Origin of the sequence: Nannocystis pusilla, assembly GCF_020073745.1 — a bacterium.
GTDB classification, from domain to species: Bacteria; Myxococcota_A; Polyangia; order Nannocystales; family Nannocystaceae; genus Nannocystis; species Nannocystis radixulma.
In genome coordinates, this window is sequence record NZ_JAIRAU010000035.1 from 82,394 (window position 1) to 103,917 (window position 21,524).

Below are 21,524 nucleotides of genomic sequence, written 5' to 3' on the forward strand. Positions count from 1 at the left end.
GCGCGTGCACGTGTTTTATTCCGACCAATTCGTGCTCCCCCTGCCGCCCGGCCACCGCTTCCCGATGGCCAAGTACGCGGCCCTGCGCGCGCGCGTCGACGCCAGCGGCCTGGTCGACCCGGCCGACATGCACGTCCCCGAGCGCGCGAGCGAGGAGCAGCTCGCGCTGGCGCACGACCTGGGGTACGTCGGCCGCGTCTGCCACGGCGAGCTCAGCGCCCGCGAGCAGCGCGAGATCGGCTTCCCCTGGTCGGAGCAGATGGTCGAGCGCTCGCTGCGGTCGACCGGCGCCACCATCGGCGCCTGCCGGGCCGCCCTCATCCACCGCAGCTTCGCCGTCAACCTCGCCGGCGGCACCCACCACGCCTTCCGCGATCGGGGCGACGGCTACTGCGTGTTCAACGACACCGCCGTGGCCGCCCGCGTCATGCAGGCCGAGCGCCGCGCCGCCCGCGTGCTCGTCGTCGACTGCGACGTCCACCAGGGCGACGGCACCGCCGCCATCCTCGCCGGCGACGACACCATCTTCACCTTCTCGATCCACGGCGCCAAGAACTACCCCTTCAAAAAACAGGTCAGCGACCTCGACATCCACCTGCCCGACCGCACCGCCGACGCGGAGTACCTCGCCGCGCTGGAGGCCGGCCTAGCCGAGGCCCTCCGCCGCGCCGACCCCGACCTGGCGATCTACCTCGCCGGCGCCGACCCCTACGAGGGCGACCGCCTCGGCCGCCTGGCGCTCACGAAGGACGGCCTGGCGCGGCGCGACCGCATGATCCTTCAGACATTGCGCGATCGACATGTCCCCACGGCCATCTCGATGGCCGGCGGCTACGCGAAGGAGCTCGCGGACGTGGTCGACATCCACTTCACGACGGTGAGCATCGCCGCCGAGCTCGCGCCGTGAGCTCCGCTCTCTACGCGTTCGTTCTGTCGACCCATTCGTGACACTCCGCCGCTCGCCGGTGCCGCGCATCAGGGGGCCGGAGCACAGGATCGTGCTCTTCTCGTCGCTCGAGAATTGGGCCACGCGCCATGACTGCGATCACCGAAGCGCAGCGGACGGCCCGATCGTGCTGCGGATCAATTGCCTGCATTCCTATCACGACCCCAAAACACGCGGCTCCCAGCGCACGACGACGAGGCGGCGAACCGACCATGGGTCAACGCCATACAAATACATCATTATCATTGTACAAAGTGCAACTCGACACTCACGCGCATGGCGCGTAGATCGAGGAGGTCGGGCGGACAACCACTGTTCTCGCGAGGACGCGGTCGCGTCGCCTTGACAGCGATCCGCACCGGCGACATAGCCGACTGTCATGCTATCCACACGCACCCTGGCCATATTCGTGGGCCTGGATATCTTCCCCGGCATCTTCACGTGCGAGGGGCCCGGCGGCGACCCCCCGCCGATCCCCGACGAGCCCGACCCCGACGACCCCGACGACCCCGACGACCCCGAGCCCGAGCCCGAGCCCAAGCCCCCGCCGTTCACCGCCGGCTCGACCGTGTTCGCGGTGATGCCCGACACTCAGCTCTACTCGCTCAACTACCCCGAATTGTTCGACCTCCAGACGTCGTGGATCGCCCAGAAGGCGGACCAGCTCGACATCGCCTACGTGTTCCACCTCGGCGACATCGTCCAGAACAACACCGCGCCCGAGTGGGAGGTCGCGAGCGACGCGATGAGCAACCTCGACGGCGTCGTCCCCTACGCGCTCGTGCCCGGCAACCACGACTACGGCCCGTTGGGCAACGCCTCGACGCGCGACACAGGCCTCAACACATGGTTCTCGTTCGCTGACGCCGCGCAGCTGCCGAGCTTCGGCGGCGCCTACGAGCCAGGCAAGCTCGATAACACCTATCATCTATTCAAGGCGGGCGGGCACGACTGGATCGCCGTCATGCTCGAGTGGGCGCCGCGCGACGAGGTCGTCGTCTGGGCCGACGAGGTGATGGCCGCGCACCCCGGCCGCCTCGGGATCCTCGTGACCCACGCGTACCTCAACAACAACGATCTCCGCTACGACTACACCGACCTCGAGAACCCCCAGGATTACAACCCGCACCATTACCCGACGCCGGGCTCGATCAACGACGGCGAGCAGCTGTGGCAGAAGCTCGTCCGCCACCACCGCTTCGTCATGACCTTGAACGGCCACGTGCTCGGCGACGGCACCGGCTACCTGGCGAGCGTGAACGACCACGGCCGGGTCGTCCATCAGATGCTCTCCAACTATCAGATGCGCGAGGTCGGCGGCGAGGGTTACATGCGCCTGCTCGAGCTCATGCCCGACGGCCGGACCATGCACGTCCGCACCTACTCGCCGCTGCTCGAGGAATTTCTCGTCGCCGCCGACCAGCAGTACACGATCGAGCTCGACGTCGATTGACGACAGACCCGGCGGCCCCGCGCTGCGGCGCCCGGCTTTTAAAAACCCTCGCGACCGGTCGCCGTCAGCAAGATCGCCAGCCCGCGCTGCGGCCCTCCGTTGAGGTCCTGCGGCATCTGCTTCAAGATCTCCACCGCCGCCGCCCACAGCCCGCGCGACTCGCAGGCGGCCAGCAGCGGCTGGTTGCGATACGAGCGCTTGCCCTTGCTGATCGCCATGTACGCGCGCTGCGCTCCGGCGAGGTCGCCGGCCGCGGCCATCACCGCTGCCACCTCCTCGAGCTGGATGTCCGGGTAGTGCTCGCCGCGGGCCGCCTCGATCGCCTGGTTCAGCAGCTCGTCGCGGGCCTCCATCACTCCGCCGCGGGCCGCCAGCGCAGCCAGGCGCTGGGCCGGCTTGCGCCCCGAGGGCATCTCGGCGCGCGCCCGCTCGAACCACGCCTTCCACGCCGAATGCTGCGGGTCGAGCGTCGCCAGCACGCCGGTGCGCACCTCGAACAGCTCGGCCTTGGCGCCGGCGATCTCCTCGAGCATTGCTGCGACCTCGAGCCGGCCGAGCTGCGCCGCTGCCCCGGCGAGGTCGCGCAGGAGGCTCACGTCGCCCTCCTCGCGCAGCTTCGGCGCCGCCCTGGCGATCGCCTCGAGGTGCTTCTTCGCGCGTTCCGGCGCCGCGCGGGCGAGGGCCAGCAGGTACCCGGCGCATTGCGTCGAGTCCGGCCGCAACTTCTCGGCGAGCGTCGCCTCCGCGCGCGCCGCCTCGCCGGCCGCGCCCATCGCCGTCACCACCCGGATCTTCGCCCCGCTCGTCGACAGCCCGTCGAACTCGCGCAGCCACGCCAGCGCCGCGTCCCACTCCTTCAATGCGATGAGTCGGTCGACCCCGCGGTCGAGCAGCGCGAACTCGTTGTGGGCCCCGCGCGCCTTCATCCGCGCGAGCAGGTGCTGCAGCTCGGCCGCCGAGGCGCGCGGGCAGATCACCGAGAACGCCCCACGCGTCTCGGTCCACGACGGCTGCTTCTCGCCGCCGGCGAGCACGTCGGCCGCCTCGCGCACGCGCCCGAGCGCGGCCAGGGCGTCGGCGACCACGCGGCGGTTCTCGCTCGCGTTGTGCTCGGGGTCGGCCGTGGCGATCGCCGTCGCCAGCAGCTCTTCGCCCCGGGCCGTCTCGCCGAGCAACACCCAGCCCGCGCCGATCATCGCCCGCGGCGGCGCCAGGGACCGCTCCTTCGCCTCCTTCTGCGTCAGCGACTTCTCCGCCTCGCGGAGCCAGCGGCGCAGCGTGCCCGTCTGCACGTCATCGAGCTTCGGCGCGCCGGCGGCACGGAACGCAAGCGCCGCCACCACCGTCTCGGCTTGCGTTCGCGCCGCGAACCACGGGTCCTTCCACGCCCACCAGCCCGACGTGCCGTCGACCGCCGCCGCCGCGCGGTCGAACAGGCCGAGGGCCATCGCCCGCTCGGCGAACTTCCGCCGGTAGTCGTCGCCGTGATAGCTCTCGCCGATCTGCTGGATGCCCGTCTCGGTCAGCGCCGCGACGTCGTCGAGCGTGCCGCCGCTCGGCGGCCAGCTCGACTTCTGCGGCCGCGCCGGCGCCCTGGCCTTCTTGGCGAACTTGCGCTTGAACGACGCCGGCGCCGCGGGGTCGGCCGTCGCCGCCCGCGCGTCCGGCCACACTTCGGTCTCGCCCCAGCGCCACGGCCACGCCCACTTGCGCTCGACGATCCACGCGATCTTGCCGTCGACCTCGGCCGCGCCGGCGCTCGCGCCGGCCGGGCCGATCACCACACCTTCCGGCAGCGCCGCGGCCACGCGCTCGCGGTCGAGCGGGAACGCCGGGTTCCAGTCCCACTGCGTGCCGAAGTCGTCGCCGTCGCTCGCCAGCGGGCTCTCGCCGCTCGCCTCGATCGCCGGGTGGAAGCGACCGATCTCCGCGCCGTCGCGCTCGCGCAGGAACGCCAGCCCGCGCGACGAGTGCGTCACCAGCACGCCGTCGCCGTACGCCACCCCGCCGGCGGGCTCGGCGATGTCGAGCAGCCGCACCGGCTTCTCGCCGAGCTCCCACACCTGCAAGCGCCCGCGCACCGAGATCGCCGCCGCCTTGCCGTCGGGGCGCCACGAGAAGTCGTACTTCCCGCCCTCGTCCGGCGCCGGCACGTCCGGGCTGTAGCGATACTCGCCGCGGTCGTAGATGAAGACGCCCGGCTCCGCGCCCCACTTGTTGCCGGGTTGCACGATCGCCGCCAGCCGCGAGCCGTCGCGCGAGTAGATCAGCGACTCGGCGCCGACGTGCATCGGCAACTTCCCGTTGGGCAGGCCGGTGCTCGCGTCGTAATAGACGATGCCGGCCGGGTGCATGGCGAACTCGCTGCCGTCGGGCGAGAACGAGACCGGCGGGTGGGCCGTGTTCTCCCACAAGATCTTCCCGGTCTTCGCGTCGAGCGCGAACAATTGCGACCACCCGCTGTAACCGACGATGCGATCGGGGTGCGACCAGTCGAGGCCGTCGAGCGGCTGCAGCCGCGGCTCGGAGTGCGGATCGTTCGGGTCGCTGCGCCCGACCTTCTCGCACCAGCGCGGCTGCGGCCGCCGGCCGATCAGCGGCACGATCGCCCCGAGGGCCAGGTCGGGGCCCCAGCAGGCGATGTACACGTCGCGGCTGTTCGGCGACCACGCCCACGACGGCGGCCGGCTCCACCCGTCGGTCACGTAGGCGCACGAGTCGGGCTCGCCGGAGATCGCGAACGGGTCGAAGCTGCCGACGCCGTTGGTGTCGAACGCGAGGCCGACGCGCTTGCCGTCGGGGCGCCACTGCATGCAGCCGGCGTGGTCGGGCCAGCCGACGCCGCCGCGGATCCGCAACAGGTTGACGCAGCGCCCGGCGCGGACGTCCCAGATCTGCATCACCCCGCCGCGATCGTAGTCGTCGCCGACCCATGACCCGGTGGCGAGGAAGCGCCCGTCCGGCGACAGCTCGATCCACTCGACCTCGACGTCGTGGCCGTGCGCGTGACCCAGCAGCGCGTGCGGCCGCACCCGCGCCGTCGCGGCCCGGTGCGCCTCGGTGACGCCGTGCGCGGCCTCGTGGGCGTACAGCACCTCGCGCAGCCCCGGCAGGTCGCGGTCGGCCTCGAAGCCATCCCACGGCAGCGCCTCGATCGCGGCCGCCAGCGCCGGGCCGGGTATCGCCGGATCGAGCGCCGCCAACGACGGCGCCGTCGCCGGCGCGGACGCGGCCTTCGTCTCGCCGGCGAGCACCGCCATCAACTCGTCCTCGCCGAGCACCGTGATCCCGAGCCGACCCGCCGCGTCGATCTTGCTGCCGGCCTTCTCGCCCGCGAACAGGATCTGCGTCGACTTGCCGACGCTGCTGCCGATCTTCGCCCCGAGCGCCGCGAGCTTGGCCTCGGCCTCGGCCCGCTTGAGCCGGGAAAAGGTGCCGGTGAGGACGACGGTCTTGCCGCGGACATCGAGGGCCATCAGCCCCGGATGTACCCGTTTCCGCCCGGGCGGTCCATCGCCACGAGAGCGCGAAGCGAGAGCCGTTGCTCGCCCGATCGACCCGCCGGCTTCAAGGGCAGGTGCCGAGGTTGTCGAAGACCGCTCGATACCCGGTGTAGTCCGGCGGCTCGAGCGAATCGGCGAGCTTCTCCGCCTCGCACGCGGGGAGCAGCGGATTCCCGAAGATCTGGATCCGCGCGTCGCGGTCGACCTTGCCGCCCAGCGCCCCGGCGATGTCGATGAGGCTCGCGTTGTCATACAGCTCGAAGTGCTCGCCGAAATGGGCGACCCCCTCCAACCCGTCGAGGTTCGTCATGGCGCGGTCATGTGTCGCCTCGAAGGCCCCCACCCTGCGCAGGGAGTCGACCCCGCTCATGTTCACCAGCGAGTCGTCGCCGTACACCCGGAACGAGCCGACGACCTCCTCGAGCGCGTTCAGGCCCTGCAGGTCGCGCAAGGGCGCGACGCCGGCGATCCTCAGATCACCTTCCACGCGGGCGATCCCCTCGAGGCCGTGGAGGCTCGCTAGCGCCGGGGACCCGATCTCGAGGTCGTGGCCGATGCTCGTCAATCCGCCGAGGGCGGAGATGTCGGTCAATGGATCGAGGAGCTGCAGGTCGTATCCGACATGACTCAACTGTTCCAGACCGGCCAGCGTCGTGAGCGAGTCGTTCCAGAGCAGGCGGAGGGACCCGTCGATCCGCTGCAGACATTGCCACGGGCGCAGATCTTCGGCCTCGGAGCAACAGAGACTGACGCTCCCCGTGACTTCGCTGTGGCCGACCAGCAGGTCCGGCGTGGTCTCGTCGTAGGAGCCCTGCCACACCCGGCCGCAGCTCGGGTCCGCCGCCGTCGTATCGCTGGTCCCCATCGAGTCGGTGGTCCGTCCGGAGCAGGCCAGGCTGCTCCATGCGATGGCGGCCGCGACGCAACGCAGGCCGGCTCGGAGACCGCCGCGCGCGAGCGGGTGCCTCGCCGCGAGGACATGTGGAGTCGTCTCGCGCACCGCACTCCACCGTAGTCGATCGCCGGCCCGGGGGGAAGCGCACCGACACGCCGGCGTCCAGAACATCGGCCTGCGCGCCTTCACGGCCCCGACATCAGGCCCCGGCACCACGCTGTCGCCGTCGCGCCACTGCTCCCCGTCTCCGGTGGAGTCGCTCGATGCGCCCCCGCACCCAGGCGGCGCTCGTCGGCGAACGACACGGCGGCGACGCGACACGATCTGTCCCTCGGGTCATGTCGCGTTCATGGCCAGACGCCCGATCGTCTGGAGCACGAGCTCCAGGCCGCCCCCGCCGCGCGTTCGCGATTACCGTGTAGGTGACGCCGTAAATTGGTTCACTGCGCGCCGCGTGTGTTCCCCGGACGTGGACGACCGCGATCTGCGGGCTCGCAGGCGGCGCTAACCGGGCATGAAAACCTTGTCGTTCTCCGTTATCTGTCTCTCGCTGTTCGCCGTCGCCACGCCCGCGCAGGCGCAAGCTCCCAACTATTCGGTCACCGCGCATGCGATCACGGGTGGGACCCCTGGCGGCGGCGCCGACTATGTCGGGCCGCTGATGGGTGAGACCTCGGCCGCCGCGCAGCATGACCCCGCGGGCGTCACCTGGGCCCACTATTACACGCAGATCCTCTACTCCGACGCCGAGGCGTTCGCCTGGACCGACCTGGGCTCGCTCACCAGTCGCGTCGCCGCGGTCGCCGAGCGGGTCGACGCGACCAGCTTCCCGAACGCGGTCTCGGCCACCACGATGAACCGCTTCGTCGACCGCTTCGTCGTCGCCTCGGACACGCTGCCGAAGAACACGCCGGTGACCCTGACCTTCCGCGCCGCGCTGACGGTCGACTGGCAGGGTTCGGGCCTGTACGACGGCAGCGCCAGCTGTGAGGTCCAGATCGGCGCGAAGACGGCGACGCCGAAGTGGAGTCAGGCGTGGAACAAGGCCCCGGTGGTCGTCGACAGCTCGCTCGTCGTCGTCAACACCACCGTCGGCGCGACCCTGTGGATCTCCGGCCGGCTCAACACCCGCGCGTACGCCTCCTTCATGGTGCCCGGGCCGCTGTACGGCGGCCGCACCGAGGTCGACGCGACCTGCGAGACGCCGCTCGTCGACGTGACGCCCGGCGTGCACCTGGTCACCGAGTCCGGCTTCGACTACGCCTCGCTGCAGTGACGCTCAGACGGCGACGAGCTCGACGAACTCGACGTCGAGCTCGTCGCCGCGGACGCGCAGGCGCGCCAGCGTGATCGGCAGCTTGAACCGCCGCGGACCCGCCGACCCGGGATTGAGGTACAGCACCCCGCCGTCGCGCAGCTCTTTCGGCTTGTGCGAGTGACCCGTGATCACCGCGTCGATCCTCGCGGCGCGCGGATCGACGGCGAGGTCGGCCGCGTCGTGCAGCACGTGGATCCGCCTGCCGGCGAACTCGAGCGTGGCGGTCGCCGGCAGCGCGCTCCCCCACGCGTCGCGGTCGTTGTTGCCGCGCACGGCCGTGACCGGAGCGACCGCCGCGAGCGCCGCGAACACCTCCGGCCCGCCGACGTCGCCCGCGTGCACGATGTGCGCGACGCCGGCGAGCGCCGCGAGGGCCTCCGGGCGGACGAGGCCGTGGGTGTCGGAGATCACGCCGAGAGTGGCCGGACCGCGAGGCACGTGACGAGGCTTAGCACGTCGACAGGCCCACGCCGGCACGAGCGAAGCGCGGGTCGAAGCTCCGCTCGTGGCGCCGCGACAAAGCTGTCCCAAAGGCCATGCGAATCGAGGTGTCCGGAATTGGGATTTCATTCCCCGGAACCGGACACCGCCGGGCTCGCCTCGCGGTCAACCCCGCGAGATCATTGGCGGCACGACCGTTGCGAGAGATCGGGCCGTGGACGTCCCACGCACGCATCGCAGGCTGCTCGGTCGTCACGGCGGCAGGGCCCTCGCGGCGCTCGTCGTCGTGGCGATCCTCGCGGCCACGACCGTGGCGATCGGCCAGCTGCGCGCCCCGCCGCCGACGGTCGCGCGAGCCAGCCTGTGGCTCGGCACCGTCGAGCGCGGCGAGATGCTGCGCGAGGTCCAGGGCAACGGCAAGCTGGTGCCCGAGCACATGCAGTGGGTGACGGCGCTGTCGGCCGCGCGGGTCGAGCAGATCTTCGTGCGGCCCGGCGCCCCGGTCGAGGTCGACACCGTGCTGCTCGAGCTGCGCAACCCCGAGCTCGAGCTGCAGGCGCTCGAGGCCGAGCGGGACGTCGCGGCGGCGAAGACGGTGCTGGCCAACATGCGGGCCACCCTGCGCAGCGAGAAGCTGGCGCAGGAGCTCACCGTGGCGACGCTGCAGGTCGACAAGAAGACGGCGCGGCGCAAGTCCGACGCCAACGTGGCGCTCGACGAGCGCGGGTACGTCTCGGGCGACGACGCCCACTCGGCGAAGGCCCAGCTCGAGACGATCGAGCGGCGGATCGGGCTCGAGGAGCGACGACTCGCGGTGCTCGGCGACGGCTTGAAGGAGCGCCTGGCCGCGCAGACGGCCGACGTGGCCCGCCTGCAGACGATCGCCGACTTCCGCCGGCGCCAGCTCGACGGCCTGCGCGTGCACGCGGGCGTCGCCGGCGTGTTGCAGGAGCTGCCGCTCGAGGCGGGCCAGTGGGTCAGCGCGGGCGCGCTGCTGGCGAAGATCGCCCGGCCCGATCGCCTCAAGGCCCAGCTGGCGATCGCCGAGACGCTGGCGAAGGACATGCAGCCCGGGCTGCGCGCGCACGTCGACACCCGCAACGGCGTGATCGACGGCGAGGTCGTGCGCGTCGACCCGGCCGCGTCGAAGGGCACCGTCACCGTCGACGTGGCCCTCGCCGGTCCGCTGCCGCGAGGGGCGCGGCCCGACCTGACGATCGTCGGCACCGTCGAGCTCGAGCGCCTCGCCGACGCGCTGCACGTGCGCCGCCCGGCGTTCGTGCAGCCCGACTCGACGATGGGGATCTTCCGCCTCGACGCCGCCGGTGTGTACGCCACGCGGGTCAACGTCCAGTTCGCCCGCACGTCGGCGACGACCGTCGAGATCGTCACGGGCCTGAGCGAGGGCGATCGCATCATCCTGTCCGACATGTCCGAATACGACGCGGCGGACCAGGTCCAGCTCGAATAGCGCGAGAGAGCAGCGATGCCCGCGACCACCACGACTTCGAACGAACCGCTCGTCCGCCGCGCATTCACGATCGCGTGGCGCGAGTCCCTGCGGACGCTGGCCAGGAGCCCGACCTGGGTGTTCGTGGCGATCTTCACGCTGGCGCTCGCGATCGGCGCAAACTCGGCGATCTTCAGCGCGGTCGAATTGGTCCTCGATCCGCTCGTGGACCCCGCGCTCGCGCCGCGCGGCGTCATCGTGTTCGTCGCGCTGCTCGGCGTGGTCGCCGGCCTGGCGCTCATGCTCGCCGCCCTCGGCCTGTACGCGGTCATGGCCGACAGCGTCATCCGCCGCACCCACGAGCTGGCGTCGGGCGCGCCGTCGCGCGCGGCCGTCGCCGTGGTCGTCCGTCAGAGCCGGCTCCTCGCCGGCGTGGGCGTGGTCCTCGGCGTGCTCGGAGAGGTGGGCCTCGCCCGCCTGGTGACGGCCGTGGCGTCCGGCGGCGTCGGCCCCGGCGACCCGCTCACCTTCGTCACGGTGACCCTGGTGCTCGTGGTGGCCGGCCTGGCCGCGACGTATAGTCCTGCTCGCCGGGTCACCCGCCGCCACGAATGAGTCCGATGCCGGAATCCAGGCTCCTTATCGCCGACGACCAGCCCGACGTGCTCGCGGCGCTGCGCCTGCTGCTCAAGGGCCAGGGCTTTCAGCTGCACATGGCCCGCTCGCCGGCGGAGATCCTCGCCGCCGTCGAGGCCCACGAATTCGACGCCGTGCTGATGGACCTCAACTACGCCCGCGACACCACCTCCGGGCGCGAGGGCCTCGACCTGCTCGCCAGCATGGCCGCGCTCGACGCGACGCTGCCGATCCTGGTGATGACCGCGTGGGGCAGCGTCGACGGGGCGGTCGAGGCCATCCGCCGCGGCGCCCGCGACTACATCCAAAAGCCGTGGGACAACGCGCGGCTGTTGACGACGCTGCGCACGCAGATCGATCTGGCGCGAGCCGTGCGGCGCAGCGGCAAGCTCGCCGGCGAGAACGAGCGGCTGGTGGCCGGGCGCGAGCTGCCGCCGCTGATCGCCGGCTCGCGGGCGATGGAGTCGGTGCTGCGGATCCTCGAGCGCGTCGCCCCGTCGGACGCGAGCGTGCTCATCACCGGCGAGCACGGCACCGGCAAGGAGGTCGTCGCTCGCTGGTTGCACGCCGGCTCGCTGCGGGCCTCGCGGCCGTTCATCGCCGTCAACGCCGGGGCGCTCGGCGAGGGCGTGTTCGAGAGCGAGCTGTTCGGCCACGTCAAGGGCGCCTTCACCGACGCCCGCGCCGACCGCATCGGCTGCTTCGAGCTGGCCGACGGCGGCACCCTGTTCCTCGACGAGATCGCCAACATGCCGGCCGCCCAGCAGGCCAAGCTGCTGCGCGTGCTGCAGACCGGCGAGCTGCTGCGCGTCGGCTCGTCGAAGCTGCGCCGCGTCGACGTGCGCGCCCTGGCGGCCACCAACGCGCCGCTGGCCCAGCTGACCGCCGGCGGGGCCTTCCGCGAGGACCTGCTGTACCGCCTCAACACCGTGGAGATCCACCTGCCGCCGCTGCGCGAGCGCAAGGACGACATCCTGCGCCTGGCGCAGCACTTCTTGCAGGTCCGCAGCCCGCGCTACGGCGGCAAGGTGGTCGAGTTCACGAGCGAGGCCGCGAAGGCGCTGCAGGAGCACCGCTGGCCCGGCAACGTCCGCGAGCTCGAGCACGTGGTCGAGCGGGCGCTGCTGCTGGCCACGGGCCCGGCGATCCGCGCCGAGGACCTGGTGTTGCGCCCGGGTGGCGCGGTCGAGCGCAGCTCGGCCCTCGAGGAGATGACGCTCGACGAGGCCGAGCGGTTCTTGATCGCGCGCGCGCTGGCCCGCACCAACAACAACGTCAGCGAGGCGGCGCAGCGGCTCGGCCTGTCCCGCAGCGCGCTCTACCGCCGGCTGGCGCGCCACGGCCTCGAACCGTGAGCTGGTCGCAGCGGCACGAGGCGCGCATCACCCTGCTCGCGCTCGCGGCGGGGGCGCCCGCGCTGCTGGTCGCTCTCGCGCTGCTGTTCTTCGGCGACCACAGCGACAAGGTCCGCTGGACGCTCGCCGCCCTGATGACGCTCGCGTGGATCGGCGGGGCCGCGGCCCTGCACGCCCGCGTGACGCGCTCGCTGCAGGTCGTCTCGGCCCTGCTCGCGGCCCTGCGCGAGGAGGACTTCTCGCTGCGCGGCCGCCCGTCCGCCGGGCCCGCCGACGACGTCCTGTCCGACGTGATCCGCGAGATCAACGGCCTCGCCGACACCCTGCGCGAGCAGCGGCTCGGCGCCTTCGAGGCCGACGCGCTGCTGCGCAAGGTCATGACCGAGATCGACGTCGCGGTCCTGGCCTTCGACGCTCAGGGCGCGGTGCGCCTGGCCAACCGGACCGCCGAGCGCCTGCTCGAAGGGACAGGTGACCTGCTCGGCCGCGACGCCGCCGCCCTCGGCATGTCCGCCTGTCTCGAAGGACAGGCGCCGCGCACCCTGCTGACTGTGTTCCCCGGCGGCGCCGGGCCGTGGGAGCTGCGGCGCAGCCAGTTCCGCCAGCGCGGCCTGCCGCACACGCTGGTCGTGCTGACCGACCTGCGCCGGGCCCTGCGCGAGGAGGAGCGCCAGGCCTGGCAACGCCTGGTCCGCGTGCTGGGCCACGAGATCAACAACTCGCTCGCGCCGATCCAGTCGATCGCCGAGCACCTGGGCCAGCAGCTCGCGCTGCCGCCCCGCGAGCGCGCCGCCGACCTCGACGACGACCTCGCGGGCGGCCTCGAGATCATCACGCGCCGCGCGGCCGGGCTGAACCGATTCCTCGCCGCCTACGCGCGCCTGGCCCGGTTGCCGCCGCCGCGGCTGGCCACCGTCGAGGTCGCCGCGTGGGTCGGGCGCGTCGCGGCGCTCGAGCGGCGCGTGCCGGTCCGCGGCGAGCCGGGCCCCGACGGGCTGTTGCACGCCGACGGCGACCAGCTCGATCAGCTGCTCATCAATCTGGTCCGCAACGCCGCCGACGCCGTGCTCGCCGCGGGCGACGGCGAGGTGACGGTGACCTGGCAGGTCACCGCCGGCACGCTCGAGCTCGTCGTGCGCGACGACGGCCCCGGCCTGGCCGAGACCGCCAACCTGTTCGTCCCCTTCTTCACCACCAAGCCCGACGGCAGCGGCATCGGCCTGGTGCTGGCGCGGCAGATCGCCGAGGCCCACGGCGGCGCGCTGTCGCTGCACAACCGCGGCGACGGCCGCCGCGGCTGCGAAGCCTGCGTCCGACTGGCCGTCCATGCCGTGCTGCCGGCCCAGGCCTCGGCCTGATCAGCGCGGCCGGTCGGCGGGGACGAACGGCCGCAGGCGATGGCCGTCGGGGTCCTCGACCACGAAGGTGAAGCCGAAGTCCATCTCGGTCGGCTCCTGCACCACCTTGAGGCCGAGCTTCGTCCACTCGGCATACGTCGCGCGGACCGCCTCCTTGCTCGCCTCGGTGAGCGAGATCTCCACGCCGCCCGCGGACTTCGGCGGCGGTGTCATGTCCGAGGCCGACCACAGGCCGATCTTCAGGCCGGTGGGCAGCACGTAGAGGACGAAGGTCTTCGAGCGTTCGACCGGCTCGCGGCCGAGCAGCTGCGAGTAGAGCTCGGCGCTCTGGAGCGGGTCACGGACGGCAAGCAACAGGTAGTTGAGGGTTCGCATGGGCATCTCCATCGGGGTGACGGATGTGGTGTGCCGCGCCCCACTGTCAGTTTCTGGCAGTGGCGTGCAGGCCCTGCCGGGCCCGCCACTCCTTGACCAGGACGGCGCGGCGGCGAGGGAAGCGCTCGTCCCTCGCCTCGACCGAGCGGATGCGATCGACGCGGAAGCCGCGGTAGTCCTGCCGCAGCTCGCACCAGGCCGCGAGCACCTGCACGCGGTCGAAGAAGCCGATCAGCAGCGGCCATATCGTGCGCGTCGTGTCGGCGCCGTCGAGGTCGCGGTAGGTGATCACGAGCTTGTGCTCCCTGCGGGCCGCGCCGCGGATCACCGCGACGTCGACCGCGACCGGCTCGTCGCGCAGCATCGGCACCGTGAGGGTGGCGGCGTCGACGGTCTCGCGCAGCGCGTCGGGCAGCACCGCGCGGATCTTCGCCACCGCGTCGGCCGCCGCGGCCCCGAGCCGCGCGTCGCCCCGCACCGCCACCCAGCGCGAGCCGAGCACCAGCGCCTCGAGCTCGTCGACCGAAAACATCAGCGGCGGCAGCGTGAAGCCGGGGCGCAGCACGTAGCCGAGGCCCGGCTCGCCCTGGATGTCGGCGCCCTGCGCCTGCAGCGTGGCGATGTCGCGGTAGAGCGTGCGGATCGAGACCCCGAGCGCCTCGGCCAGCGCGGGGCCCGAGACCGGCGCTCGATGCCGGCGCAGCAGCTGCAGCAGATCGAGCAAGCGAGTCGCGCGGGACATGGACCGCGAAAGTAACTCCGCCCGCCGCGCCCGGTCGAGCTACCGGCACATCGGCTGTCTCTTCGGACAGCTCCTCGGAGAGGCCGCGGCGCCGATCGTCGCGAGGACCTCGCCGTCACGGCGCGACAAGATCTCGCCGGCGCTCCGCACCGTCCTCCTCTTCGGACAGCCGCCCACCGCGTGCGCCGCGGCGGGTCCGCCGCGGATCATCGTCGAGCCCGCCGCGCGCCGCGTGCGTCGCGACGTCGGCCTCGCGGCGCCTCCGTCGCGCCGGGCAAGACCGCGCGCAGCAGCGGCGCGCACGATCGCGCTCGCGTGTACGCCGCCTGCTCCGCGCGTGCCGGTGCTTCTGACGTGCACATGCATCTCTCGCGACGCCCCTCGCGGCGCTGCTCGCGGGAACAGAGCGTTGACACGTTCGCGCCACCTTTTTACAGTCGCGAGGCCGTGTCGGTCACGATCGAGGCTGAGCGCGTCGACCAGCTCCTGCGCATCATCGTGGCCGCGGCGACCGGCGACTACGAGCTGCGGGTCCCGCTGGTGGAGGAGGACGACGACGAGTTTCTCGAGGTCGAGCTCGGCGTCAACTACTTGCTCGAGGAGCTGTCGCTGAACAAGGCCAGGAGCGACAGCCAGCGCGAGCAGCTGGCCGCACGGGCCGACGAGTTGGCCGAGCAGCAGACCGAATTGATGCAGGCGCTGTCGACCCCGGTGATCGCGGTGTGGCCCGGCGTGCTGGCGCTGCCGCTGGTCGGCCGCGTCGACGACGAGCGCGCCGCGATGGTCACCGCCACCTTGCTCGAGCGCGTCGCCGCGGAGCGGGCCACCCACGTCATCCTCGACCTCACCGGCGTCGGGGCGATCGCCGGCAACACCATGCCCGCGCTGCTCCGCATGGTCCGCGCGATCGGCCTGCTCGGCGCGACCTGCCTGCTCACCGGCATCAGCCCCGCGGTCGCGCGGCAGATCGTCGCGCTCGGGGCCGACGACAGCGGCGCCCCGGTGCGCGCGCTGGCCCAGCTGTCCGACGCCCTCGCGCACGTCCTCGCCCAGAAAGGCGCGCTTCGGCGTTGACCATGCCGTTCCGCTACGAGGAGCGCGTGTCGCCGAAGGGGCGCCCCTACGTGCGGCTGCACGTGTCGGGCGAGCTCAGCCTCGCCGACGCCCACGAGTACGCCGGCCATTTCCGCGCGGGCGGTCGCTACCACGGCATGCACACGCTCTCGTTCGTCGAGAAGGGCACCGAGTACGGCCCCGAGGCGCGCAAGATCTTCCTCGAGGTCGGCCAGAGCGCCCCGCACGCCACGGTCACCAGCAGCGCCCTGGTCCGCGCCGCGATCAACCTGATGTCCCGCTTCAGCCCGAAGACGGGCCGCTACCGCATGTTCGCGACGGAGCCCGAGGCGCTCGCCTGGCTCGACGACAAGGAGGCCTGAGTGTCGCTCACCGTCGATGCCGCGCGGATCCACGAGCTCCTCGACGTGCTCGTCGCCGCCGCGGCCGGGGACTACGACGTCCGCCTGAAGCTGCGCGAGAACGACGACGCGCTGCTCGATGTCGAGACCGGCGTCAATTTCCTGCTCGACGAGCTGATCGAGCGCCGCCTCCACAACGAGGCCCAGGAGGAGGAGCTGCTGACGCGCGCGCGCCGGCTGGCGCGCCAGCGCGACGAGCTGATGCAGGCGCTGTCGACCCCGGTGATCACCGTGTGGCCTGGCGTGCTGACGCTGCCCCTGGTCGGCCGCGTCGACGACGAGCGGGCCGCGGCGATCACCGCCGGCCTGCTCGCGCGCGTCGGCGCCGAGCGGGCCAGCCACGTGATCCTCGATCTCACCGGCGTCGGCGCGCTCACGGACGGCACCATGCCGGCGATCCTCCGCATGGTCCGCGCGATCGGCCTGCTCGGCGCGACCTGCCTGCTCACCGGGATCCGCCCCGACGTCGCCCAGCAGCTCATCGCCCTGGGCGGCGCCGACGTCCACGTCCGTGCCCTCGCGCGGCTGTCCGACGCGCTCGCGTCGGTCCTCGCCGACAAGGGCCTGCTGCAAGGCACGTAGGAGGACTCGTCGATGCCGTTCTTCTTCGAAGAAGCCGTCACGCCGCAGGGCAAGCCGCTCCTGCGGATCCACGCCCGGGAGGAGGTCACGCTCGCCGACGCCGAGGCGCTGGGGGCCCGCCTCGACGGGCCCAACAAGGGCTGGCTGGTCCTGTCGATCGTCGACCGCGGCACCGAGTACGCGCCCGCGGCCCGCAAGTACTTCCCGAACCTGCAGCACAAGTACGGCGCGCTGGCGGCCGTGGTCACGAGCCCGATCGTGCGCGCCGCGATCAACATGATGACGCGGCTCACCGGCCAGGCCCCCAACTTGCGCCTGTTCACCACCGAGGACGAGGCGCTGGCCTGGCTGGACGCCATGAAGATCTGAGCGGGCGCGGCGCGGCGCGATTTCACGGCCGCGTGGTATAAGTGGCGCGCCCGCGCCCGTGAAGCTCATCATCCAGATCCCCTGCCTCAACGAGCGGGAGCACCTGCCGGCGACCTTCGCCGACCTCCCGCGCGCCCTGCCGGGGGTCGACAGCATCGAGGTCCTGGTCGTCGACGACGGCAGCACCGACGGCACGGCCGCGGTCGCCGAGCAGCTCGGCGTCCACCACGTGGTCCGGTTCCCCGGCCATCGCGGGCTCGCGGCCGCGTTTCAGGCCGGCGTCGACGCCTGCCTGGCGCTCGGCGCCGACATCATCGTCAACACCGACGCCGACAATCAGTACCCTGGCGCCGACATCGCCCGCCTGTGCGCGCCGATCCTCGAGGGCCGCGCCGACCTCGTGGTGGGAGACCGGCAGACCGACAAGATCCCGCACTTCGGCCCGCTCAAGCGGCTGCTGCAGCGGTGGGGCTCGCGCGTGGTCCGCCGGGCCTCGGGCACGACCGTGCGCGACTCGACGAGCGGCTTTCGGGCCATGAACCGGCGCGCGGCCGCGGCGCTGTTCGTGCACAACCGCTTCACCTACACCCTCGAGTCGATCATCCAGGCCGGCGCGGCCGGGCTGACGATCGCCGACGTCACGATCACCACCAACCCGGAGACCCGGCGCTCGCGCCTGTTCCGCTCGATGGGCAGCTACGTGCGCCGCAACGGCGCCGTCATCGTCCGCTCCTACGGCATGTACTGGCCGGTCCAGACCTTCGGCGTGATCGCCCTGCTGCTGCTGCTGTTCGGCCTGGCCCTCGGCGGCCGCTTCACCTACTACTACCTGTCCCGTTGGCCGCAGGAGAGCGGCCACACCGAGTCGCTGCTGGTCGGCGTCGGCGCGGTCGTGCTGGCCTTCCTCGTCGCGCTCATGGCGTTCCTCGGCGACCTCAGCGCCGCCAACCGGCGCCTCACCGAGCAGGTGCTGACCCAGGTCCGCGGCCTGTCCGCCGCCCTCGCCGCGCAGACGGGCGCGCCGTCGATCGCCGGCCACCACCGCACCGCTGCCGCGCCCTGGCGCCCGGAGGGCCGCGCGTGAAGGTCGACGTCGGCAACGTCGTCGGCAACGCCGAGGCCAAGTACGACCACCCGAACCCGATCGCGCGCCGCCTGGTCGCCGGGTTTAAAAATGCCGTCGGCGACCTGTACGTCCGGACATGTCCCGAGAGCGTGCTCGAGGTCGGCTGCGGCGAGGGCCTCCTGGCCGACAGCCTGATCCGCCTGCGCCGCCCGGCCCGCTTCGAGGCGTGCGACGTCGACCTGTCGCGCCTCGCGCCCGGGCTCGACCCCGGCCTGTCCTTCCAGACAGCCTCGATCTACCAGCTGCCGCACGCCGACCGCAGCGTCGACCTCGTGCTCGCCTGCGAGGTGCTCGAGCACCTCGAGGACCCGGCCGCCGGCCTGGCCGAGCTGGCCCGCGTGGCCCGCCGCGCCGTCCTCGTCAGCACCCCGTGGGAGCCGGTGTGGCGCCTGCTCAACCTCGCCCGCGGCCGCTACGTGCGCGCGCTCGGCAACACCCCCGGCCACGTCCAGCACTTCTCGCGGCGGGCCCTGGTGCGCCTGGCCGAGACGCGCCTGCGCGTGGTCGAGGTGCGCCGGCCCTTGCCCTGGACGGTGATCCTCGGTGAGCCGCGCTGAGCGCACCGGCCTGGCGCGGCTCGGCCGGCGGTCGCTTCGAGCCTGGCCGTTCGTCCTCGTCACCGCGCTCGGCCTCGGGCTGTTGTGGCCGGTGCCGGCCGGGGTCATGCCGCTGTCGGCCGACCACACCGTCCACCTCACGCGCGCGTGGCTGTACGGCCAGCAGCTGGCGAGCGGCCACCTCGTCGGCTGGAGCCCGACGTGGTTCTTCGGCTTCCCGCTCGGCGAGCTCTACCCGCCCCTCGGCGACCTGCTCGTCATCGCCGTCCGGGTCGTGACGCTCGGCCTGCTCGAGTGGTCGCAGGCCTACGCGCTCGCGTTCACCCTCGTGTTCCTGCTGCAGGGCTGGGCCCTGCTCCGCTGCGGCCGCGCCCTCGGCCTCGGCCCGCTCGCCGGTCTCGTCGCCGCCGCGCTGGCCCTGCTCGACGCCGGCGCCTACCGCGAGGGCGGGTGGGTCTACACCGTCACCTACGGCGTGTGGCCGCAGGCCCTGGCGACCAGCCTGGCCTGGCTGGCCCTCGCCGAGCTGGCCCTCGCAGCGCGTGTCCGCGAGGGCATGTCCCCCGGGACACATCACCGCCACCTCGCCCTCGCCGCCCTCGCCGCCGCCGGCGCGCTCCTGGCCCACCCGATGAGCCTGCCCATGCTGGCGCTCGCCGCCCCGCTGTGGCTGATCACCGTCGGCCTGCGCGGGGCCGGGCGAGCCGAAAGCCCCGCGCCCGCCGCTCCTGCCCCTTCGGAAAGCCCGTCCTCGCCATCTTCCGCGCCTGTCCCTTCGGTCAGCTCGTCCTCGCCATCCTCCGCACCTGTCCCTTCGGTCAGCCCGTCCTCGCCATCCTCCGCACCCGCCCTTTCGGACAGCACCTCCTCGCCACCCTCCGCCCCTGTCCCTTCGGTCAGCCTCGCGACCCCCACCTCTCCTGTCCCTCCGACCAGCCCGCCCCTCACCCGCCGCGAGCGGCTCGCCGGCGCCGCCCTCGACCTCGCGCTCGTGCTCGGCCTCGGCCTCGGCCTCGCCGCCTGGTGGCTGGGGCCGATGAGCGCCCACCGCGGCTACATGGCCAGCTACGGCTGGCTGTACGCCCCGCTCGACGTCATGCTGCGGATGCTCGGGCACGGCCAGTGGACCCAGCTCATGGCCCCCGCGGCCGGCTGGGCCGCCCTGCTCGGCCTCCTCGTCGCGGCCGTGCGCGGGGCCGGCTTCCTCCGCTTCGTCGCCCTGCTCGCCCTGGTCCACTGGCTGCTCGCCAGCACCGACGTGTTCTGGACCCTCCGCCTCGACCGCCTCAGCGCCGGCTTCTCGCACATCCAGTACCAGCGCTTCCTGACGGCGGCCAAGCCGGGCCTGTTCCTGCTCGCCGGCGCCGTCGTCGGCAGCCTCGCCTACCTGGCCCAAAGGACATGGTCCAAACGCCCTATTTTTAAAATCGTGTCGATCGGGGCAGGCCTCGCCGCCGCCGGGCTCGTCGCCTGGCTCGCGCGCGACGCCACCGACCTCGCCCGCCGCCACGGCGTCGGCGTCGTCCAGACCGAGCGCGTCCCCGGAGATCCCGCCTTCGACGCCGCCTACGCGCAGTTCCTGGCCTGGGCCGCCGAGGCGCAAAGAGCCGCCCCGGAGGGCGCGCGGATCGCCGTGCGCACCGATCGCAACGCCCACTGGTTCATGGACAGCCCGGTCTACACCGGCGCCTCGATCTACAAGATCGGCTTCACCCCCGGCGACAACTTCGTCCACAAGCCCGAGTCGGGGACCGCCCGCGTCCTCGACCTCGCCCAGGCCCGCTGGCTGCTCGCCCAGGGCGGCGGCGGCCCGACGCAGGTCGCCGGCTTCGGCCCCCTGCGGGTGTTCGAGCGGCCGAACGCCGCCGGCCTCGCGCGCCTCGACGGCCCCGGCGAGCTCCTCGTCGAGTCGGCCGACCTCCGGGCCGGTCGCGTCCGCGTCCGCGTCGCCGGCACCACGAGCGCTTCACGGCTGGTGTTCCACGTCGCCGGCTACCCGCGCTGGGACCTGTCCTTTCAGCCAGACGGTGGCGCCGCCGAGCCGGTCGCGTGGCACGAGGTCCCGGTGGTCGGCGACGGCCCCACGGTCACCCCGGAGCAGCGCCTGCGCGGCGAGCTGCGCGGCGGCAAGGCCCTCGGCGACGACGGCAGCGAGCCGACCCTGATCGCCGCCCCCGCGCGCGACGGCGTGTTCGAGCTCCGCTACGCCCGCTGGCGGTGGTTCGACGCCGCCGGCCTGCTCGCCAGCCTCGCCGCCCTCGTCGCATGTGTCTCTTTGGTCAGGTCACCGCGCCTCGTCGAGCGCCTGCGCCCGCTCGCTCGCCGCCTCGCCCACCCCGCCGTCCTGATCGCCGTCGCCGCCGCCGCGCTCGTGGTCGCCGGCGTGCGCTGGCAACGAGCCGCCGCCCGCGAGCGCCCGCAGGCCAGCGCTCGCCTCGCCGAGGGCCGCGCCGCCGCGGTCACCCGCGCGCGCACGGGCCCGCTCAAGACCGACATGCTGATCTTCCCGGCCGTCCTCGCCGACCCGCGCCGCCCCTCCGAGGTCGTGTTCTCCGGCGTCGCCCCCGGCCCCGTCCTCGACGCCTGGTTCGCGCTCGACGACGACGACGCCAAGATGCGCCGCCGCGGCCAGTACCGCGTCCAGGTCGACGTCCGCCCGCACGGCAGCGAAGCCTGGTCGCCCCTCGCCGACTTCACGATGGCCCACCGCCCCGACCGCCAGCGCCCGCACATACCTGTCCCCGAGGACATGCAAGCGTCCGCCGACCTCGCCGTCCGCATCACCCCCTCCGGCGACGCCCCGCCGAAGCTCGGCTTCGACCTCGTCCTCGCCGACCGGTGACGCGTCGGCCGCCGAGGCCGATCGCCGACTCGACGACATGTCCCGGAGGACAGGCGTGACGTTCGAAGCCCGGCCGGTGTCGCCGCTACGACCGCTCCTCC

General features: G+C 72.7%; 19 protein-coding genes. 14 read left to right on the forward strand and 5 right to left on the reverse strand.

All coding sequences use genetic code 11. The features are described 5' to 3' along the window. Positions 1–4: 4 nt before the first annotated feature. Both K7C98_RS26205 and K7C98_RS26210 read left to right on the forward strand, forming a co-directional pair. A complete protein-coding gene (locus K7C98_RS26205) occupies positions 5–907 on the forward strand; it encodes a histone deacetylase family protein (RefSeq protein WP_224194509.1) in 903 nt (300 codons plus the stop codon). A gap of 418 nt (positions 908–1,325) precedes the next feature. Continuing rightward, the gene (locus tag K7C98_RS26210) at positions 1,326–2,399 is read left to right on the forward strand and encodes a metallophosphoesterase (RefSeq protein WP_224194510.1); all 1,074 of its coding nucleotides are present in this window, start codon (positions 1,326–1,328) and stop codon (positions 2,397–2,399) included. Positions 2,400–2,437: 38 nt separating this feature from the next. Here K7C98_RS26210 and K7C98_RS26215 read toward each other — a convergent pair whose 3' ends face one another. Both K7C98_RS26215 and K7C98_RS26220 read right to left on the reverse strand, forming a co-directional pair. Then, positions 2,438–5,875 carry a WD40 repeat domain-containing protein gene (locus tag K7C98_RS26215; protein WP_224194511.1) on the reverse strand — a complete coding sequence of 1,146 codons (3,438 nt, stop codon included), beginning with the start codon at positions 5,873–5,875 and terminating at the stop codon, positions 2,438–2,440. Positions 5,876–5,966: 91 nt separating this feature from the next. Next, positions 5,967–6,902 carry a hypothetical protein gene (locus K7C98_RS26220; RefSeq protein WP_224194512.1) on the reverse strand — a complete coding sequence of 312 codons (936 nt, stop codon included), beginning with the start codon at positions 6,900–6,902 and terminating at the stop codon, positions 5,967–5,969. A 418-nt stretch (positions 6,903–7,320) separates the two neighbouring features. Here K7C98_RS26220 and K7C98_RS26225 point away from each other — a divergent pair, with 418 nt between their 5' ends. Continuing rightward, positions 7,321–8,073, forward strand: coding sequence for a hypothetical protein (locus K7C98_RS26225; RefSeq protein ID WP_224194513.1), 753 nt, complete (start codon positions 7,321–7,323; stop codon positions 8,071–8,073). 3 nt (positions 8,074–8,076) lie between these two features. Here K7C98_RS26225 and K7C98_RS26230 read toward each other — a convergent pair whose 3' ends face one another. Then, positions 8,077–8,553, reverse strand: a complete 477-nt coding sequence (locus K7C98_RS26230; protein ID WP_224194514.1) for a metallophosphoesterase family protein — start codon at positions 8,551–8,553, stop codon at positions 8,077–8,079. Positions 8,554–8,770: 217 nt separating this feature from the next. Between K7C98_RS26230 and K7C98_RS26235 the strand changes: the two genes are divergently transcribed. From K7C98_RS26235 to K7C98_RS45005, 4 genes are read left to right on the forward strand one after another with little or no spacing between them, the layout of a single operon-like run. Next, entirely contained in the window at positions 8,771–10,027 is a 1,257-nt protein-coding gene (locus K7C98_RS26235) for an efflux RND transporter periplasmic adaptor subunit (RefSeq protein WP_224194515.1), read from the forward strand. A gap of 15 nt (positions 10,028–10,042) precedes the next feature. Continuing rightward, positions 10,043–10,621: a hypothetical protein gene (locus K7C98_RS26240; RefSeq protein ID WP_224194516.1), complete on the forward strand. Its 579-nt coding sequence runs from the start codon at positions 10,043–10,045 to the stop codon at positions 10,619–10,621. Positions 10,622–10,626: 5 nt separating this feature from the next. Next, positions 10,627–11,997, forward strand: a complete 1,371-nt coding sequence (locus K7C98_RS26245; RefSeq protein WP_224194517.1) for a sigma-54-dependent transcriptional regulator — start codon at positions 10,627–10,629, stop codon at positions 11,995–11,997. Further along, a complete protein-coding gene (locus tag K7C98_RS45005) occupies positions 11,994–13,355 on the forward strand; it encodes a sensor histidine kinase (protein WP_224194518.1) in 1,362 nt (453 codons plus the stop codon). The genes K7C98_RS26245 and K7C98_RS45005 overlap by 4 nt, the downstream gene beginning before the upstream one ends. On the opposite strand, the gene K7C98_RS26255 is transcribed toward K7C98_RS45005, so the two are convergent. Together K7C98_RS26255 and K7C98_RS26260 are read right to left on the reverse strand one after the other, a co-directional pair. Next, complete coding sequence (locus tag K7C98_RS26255) at positions 13,356–13,730, reverse strand: VOC family protein (RefSeq protein WP_224194519.1); 375 nt, start codon at positions 13,728–13,730, stop codon at positions 13,356–13,358. A gap of 46 nt (positions 13,731–13,776) precedes the next feature. Continuing rightward, on the reverse strand, positions 13,777–14,472 hold the full coding sequence (locus K7C98_RS26260; protein WP_224194520.1) for a helix-turn-helix transcriptional regulator: 696 nt from the start codon (positions 14,470–14,472) through the stop codon (positions 13,777–13,779). Positions 14,473–14,919: 447 nt separating this feature from the next. Between K7C98_RS26260 and K7C98_RS45010 the strand changes: the two genes are divergently transcribed. From K7C98_RS45010 to K7C98_RS26295, 7 genes are read left to right on the forward strand one after another with little or no spacing between them, the layout of a single operon-like run. Then, positions 14,920–15,546: an STAS domain-containing protein gene (locus K7C98_RS45010; RefSeq protein ID WP_224194521.1), complete on the forward strand. Its 627-nt coding sequence runs from the start codon at positions 14,920–14,922 to the stop codon at positions 15,544–15,546. A 2-nt stretch (positions 15,547–15,548) separates the two neighbouring features. Continuing rightward, complete coding sequence (locus tag K7C98_RS26270) at positions 15,549–15,908, forward strand: STAS/SEC14 domain-containing protein (RefSeq protein WP_224194522.1); 360 nt, start codon at positions 15,549–15,551, stop codon at positions 15,906–15,908. After that, positions 15,909–16,529 (forward strand): STAS domain-containing protein, encoded by a 621-nt coding sequence (locus tag K7C98_RS45015; protein WP_224194523.1) that lies wholly within the window; start codon positions 15,909–15,911, stop codon positions 16,527–16,529. Positions 16,530–16,541: 12 nt separating this feature from the next. Continuing rightward, positions 16,542–16,898 carry an STAS/SEC14 domain-containing protein gene (locus K7C98_RS26280; RefSeq protein WP_224194524.1) on the forward strand — a complete coding sequence of 119 codons (357 nt, stop codon included), beginning with the start codon at positions 16,542–16,544 and terminating at the stop codon, positions 16,896–16,898. Positions 16,899–16,956: 58 nt separating this feature from the next. Beyond that, positions 16,957–17,982 (forward strand): glycosyltransferase family 2 protein, encoded by a 1,026-nt coding sequence (locus K7C98_RS26285; RefSeq protein ID WP_224194525.1) that lies wholly within the window; start codon positions 16,957–16,959, stop codon positions 17,980–17,982. Beyond that, the gene (locus tag K7C98_RS26290) at positions 17,979–18,581 is read left to right on the forward strand and encodes a class I SAM-dependent methyltransferase (RefSeq protein ID WP_224194526.1); all 603 of its coding nucleotides are present in this window, start codon (positions 17,979–17,981) and stop codon (positions 18,579–18,581) included. The genes K7C98_RS26285 and K7C98_RS26290 overlap by 4 nt, the downstream gene beginning before the upstream one ends. Continuing rightward, complete coding sequence (locus tag K7C98_RS26295; protein ID WP_224194527.1) at positions 18,568–21,423, forward strand: hypothetical protein; 2,856 nt, start codon at positions 18,568–18,570, stop codon at positions 21,421–21,423. Before K7C98_RS26290 ends, K7C98_RS26295 begins: the two co-directional genes overlap by 14 nt. The last annotated feature ends 101 nt before the right edge of the window (positions 21,424–21,524 follow it).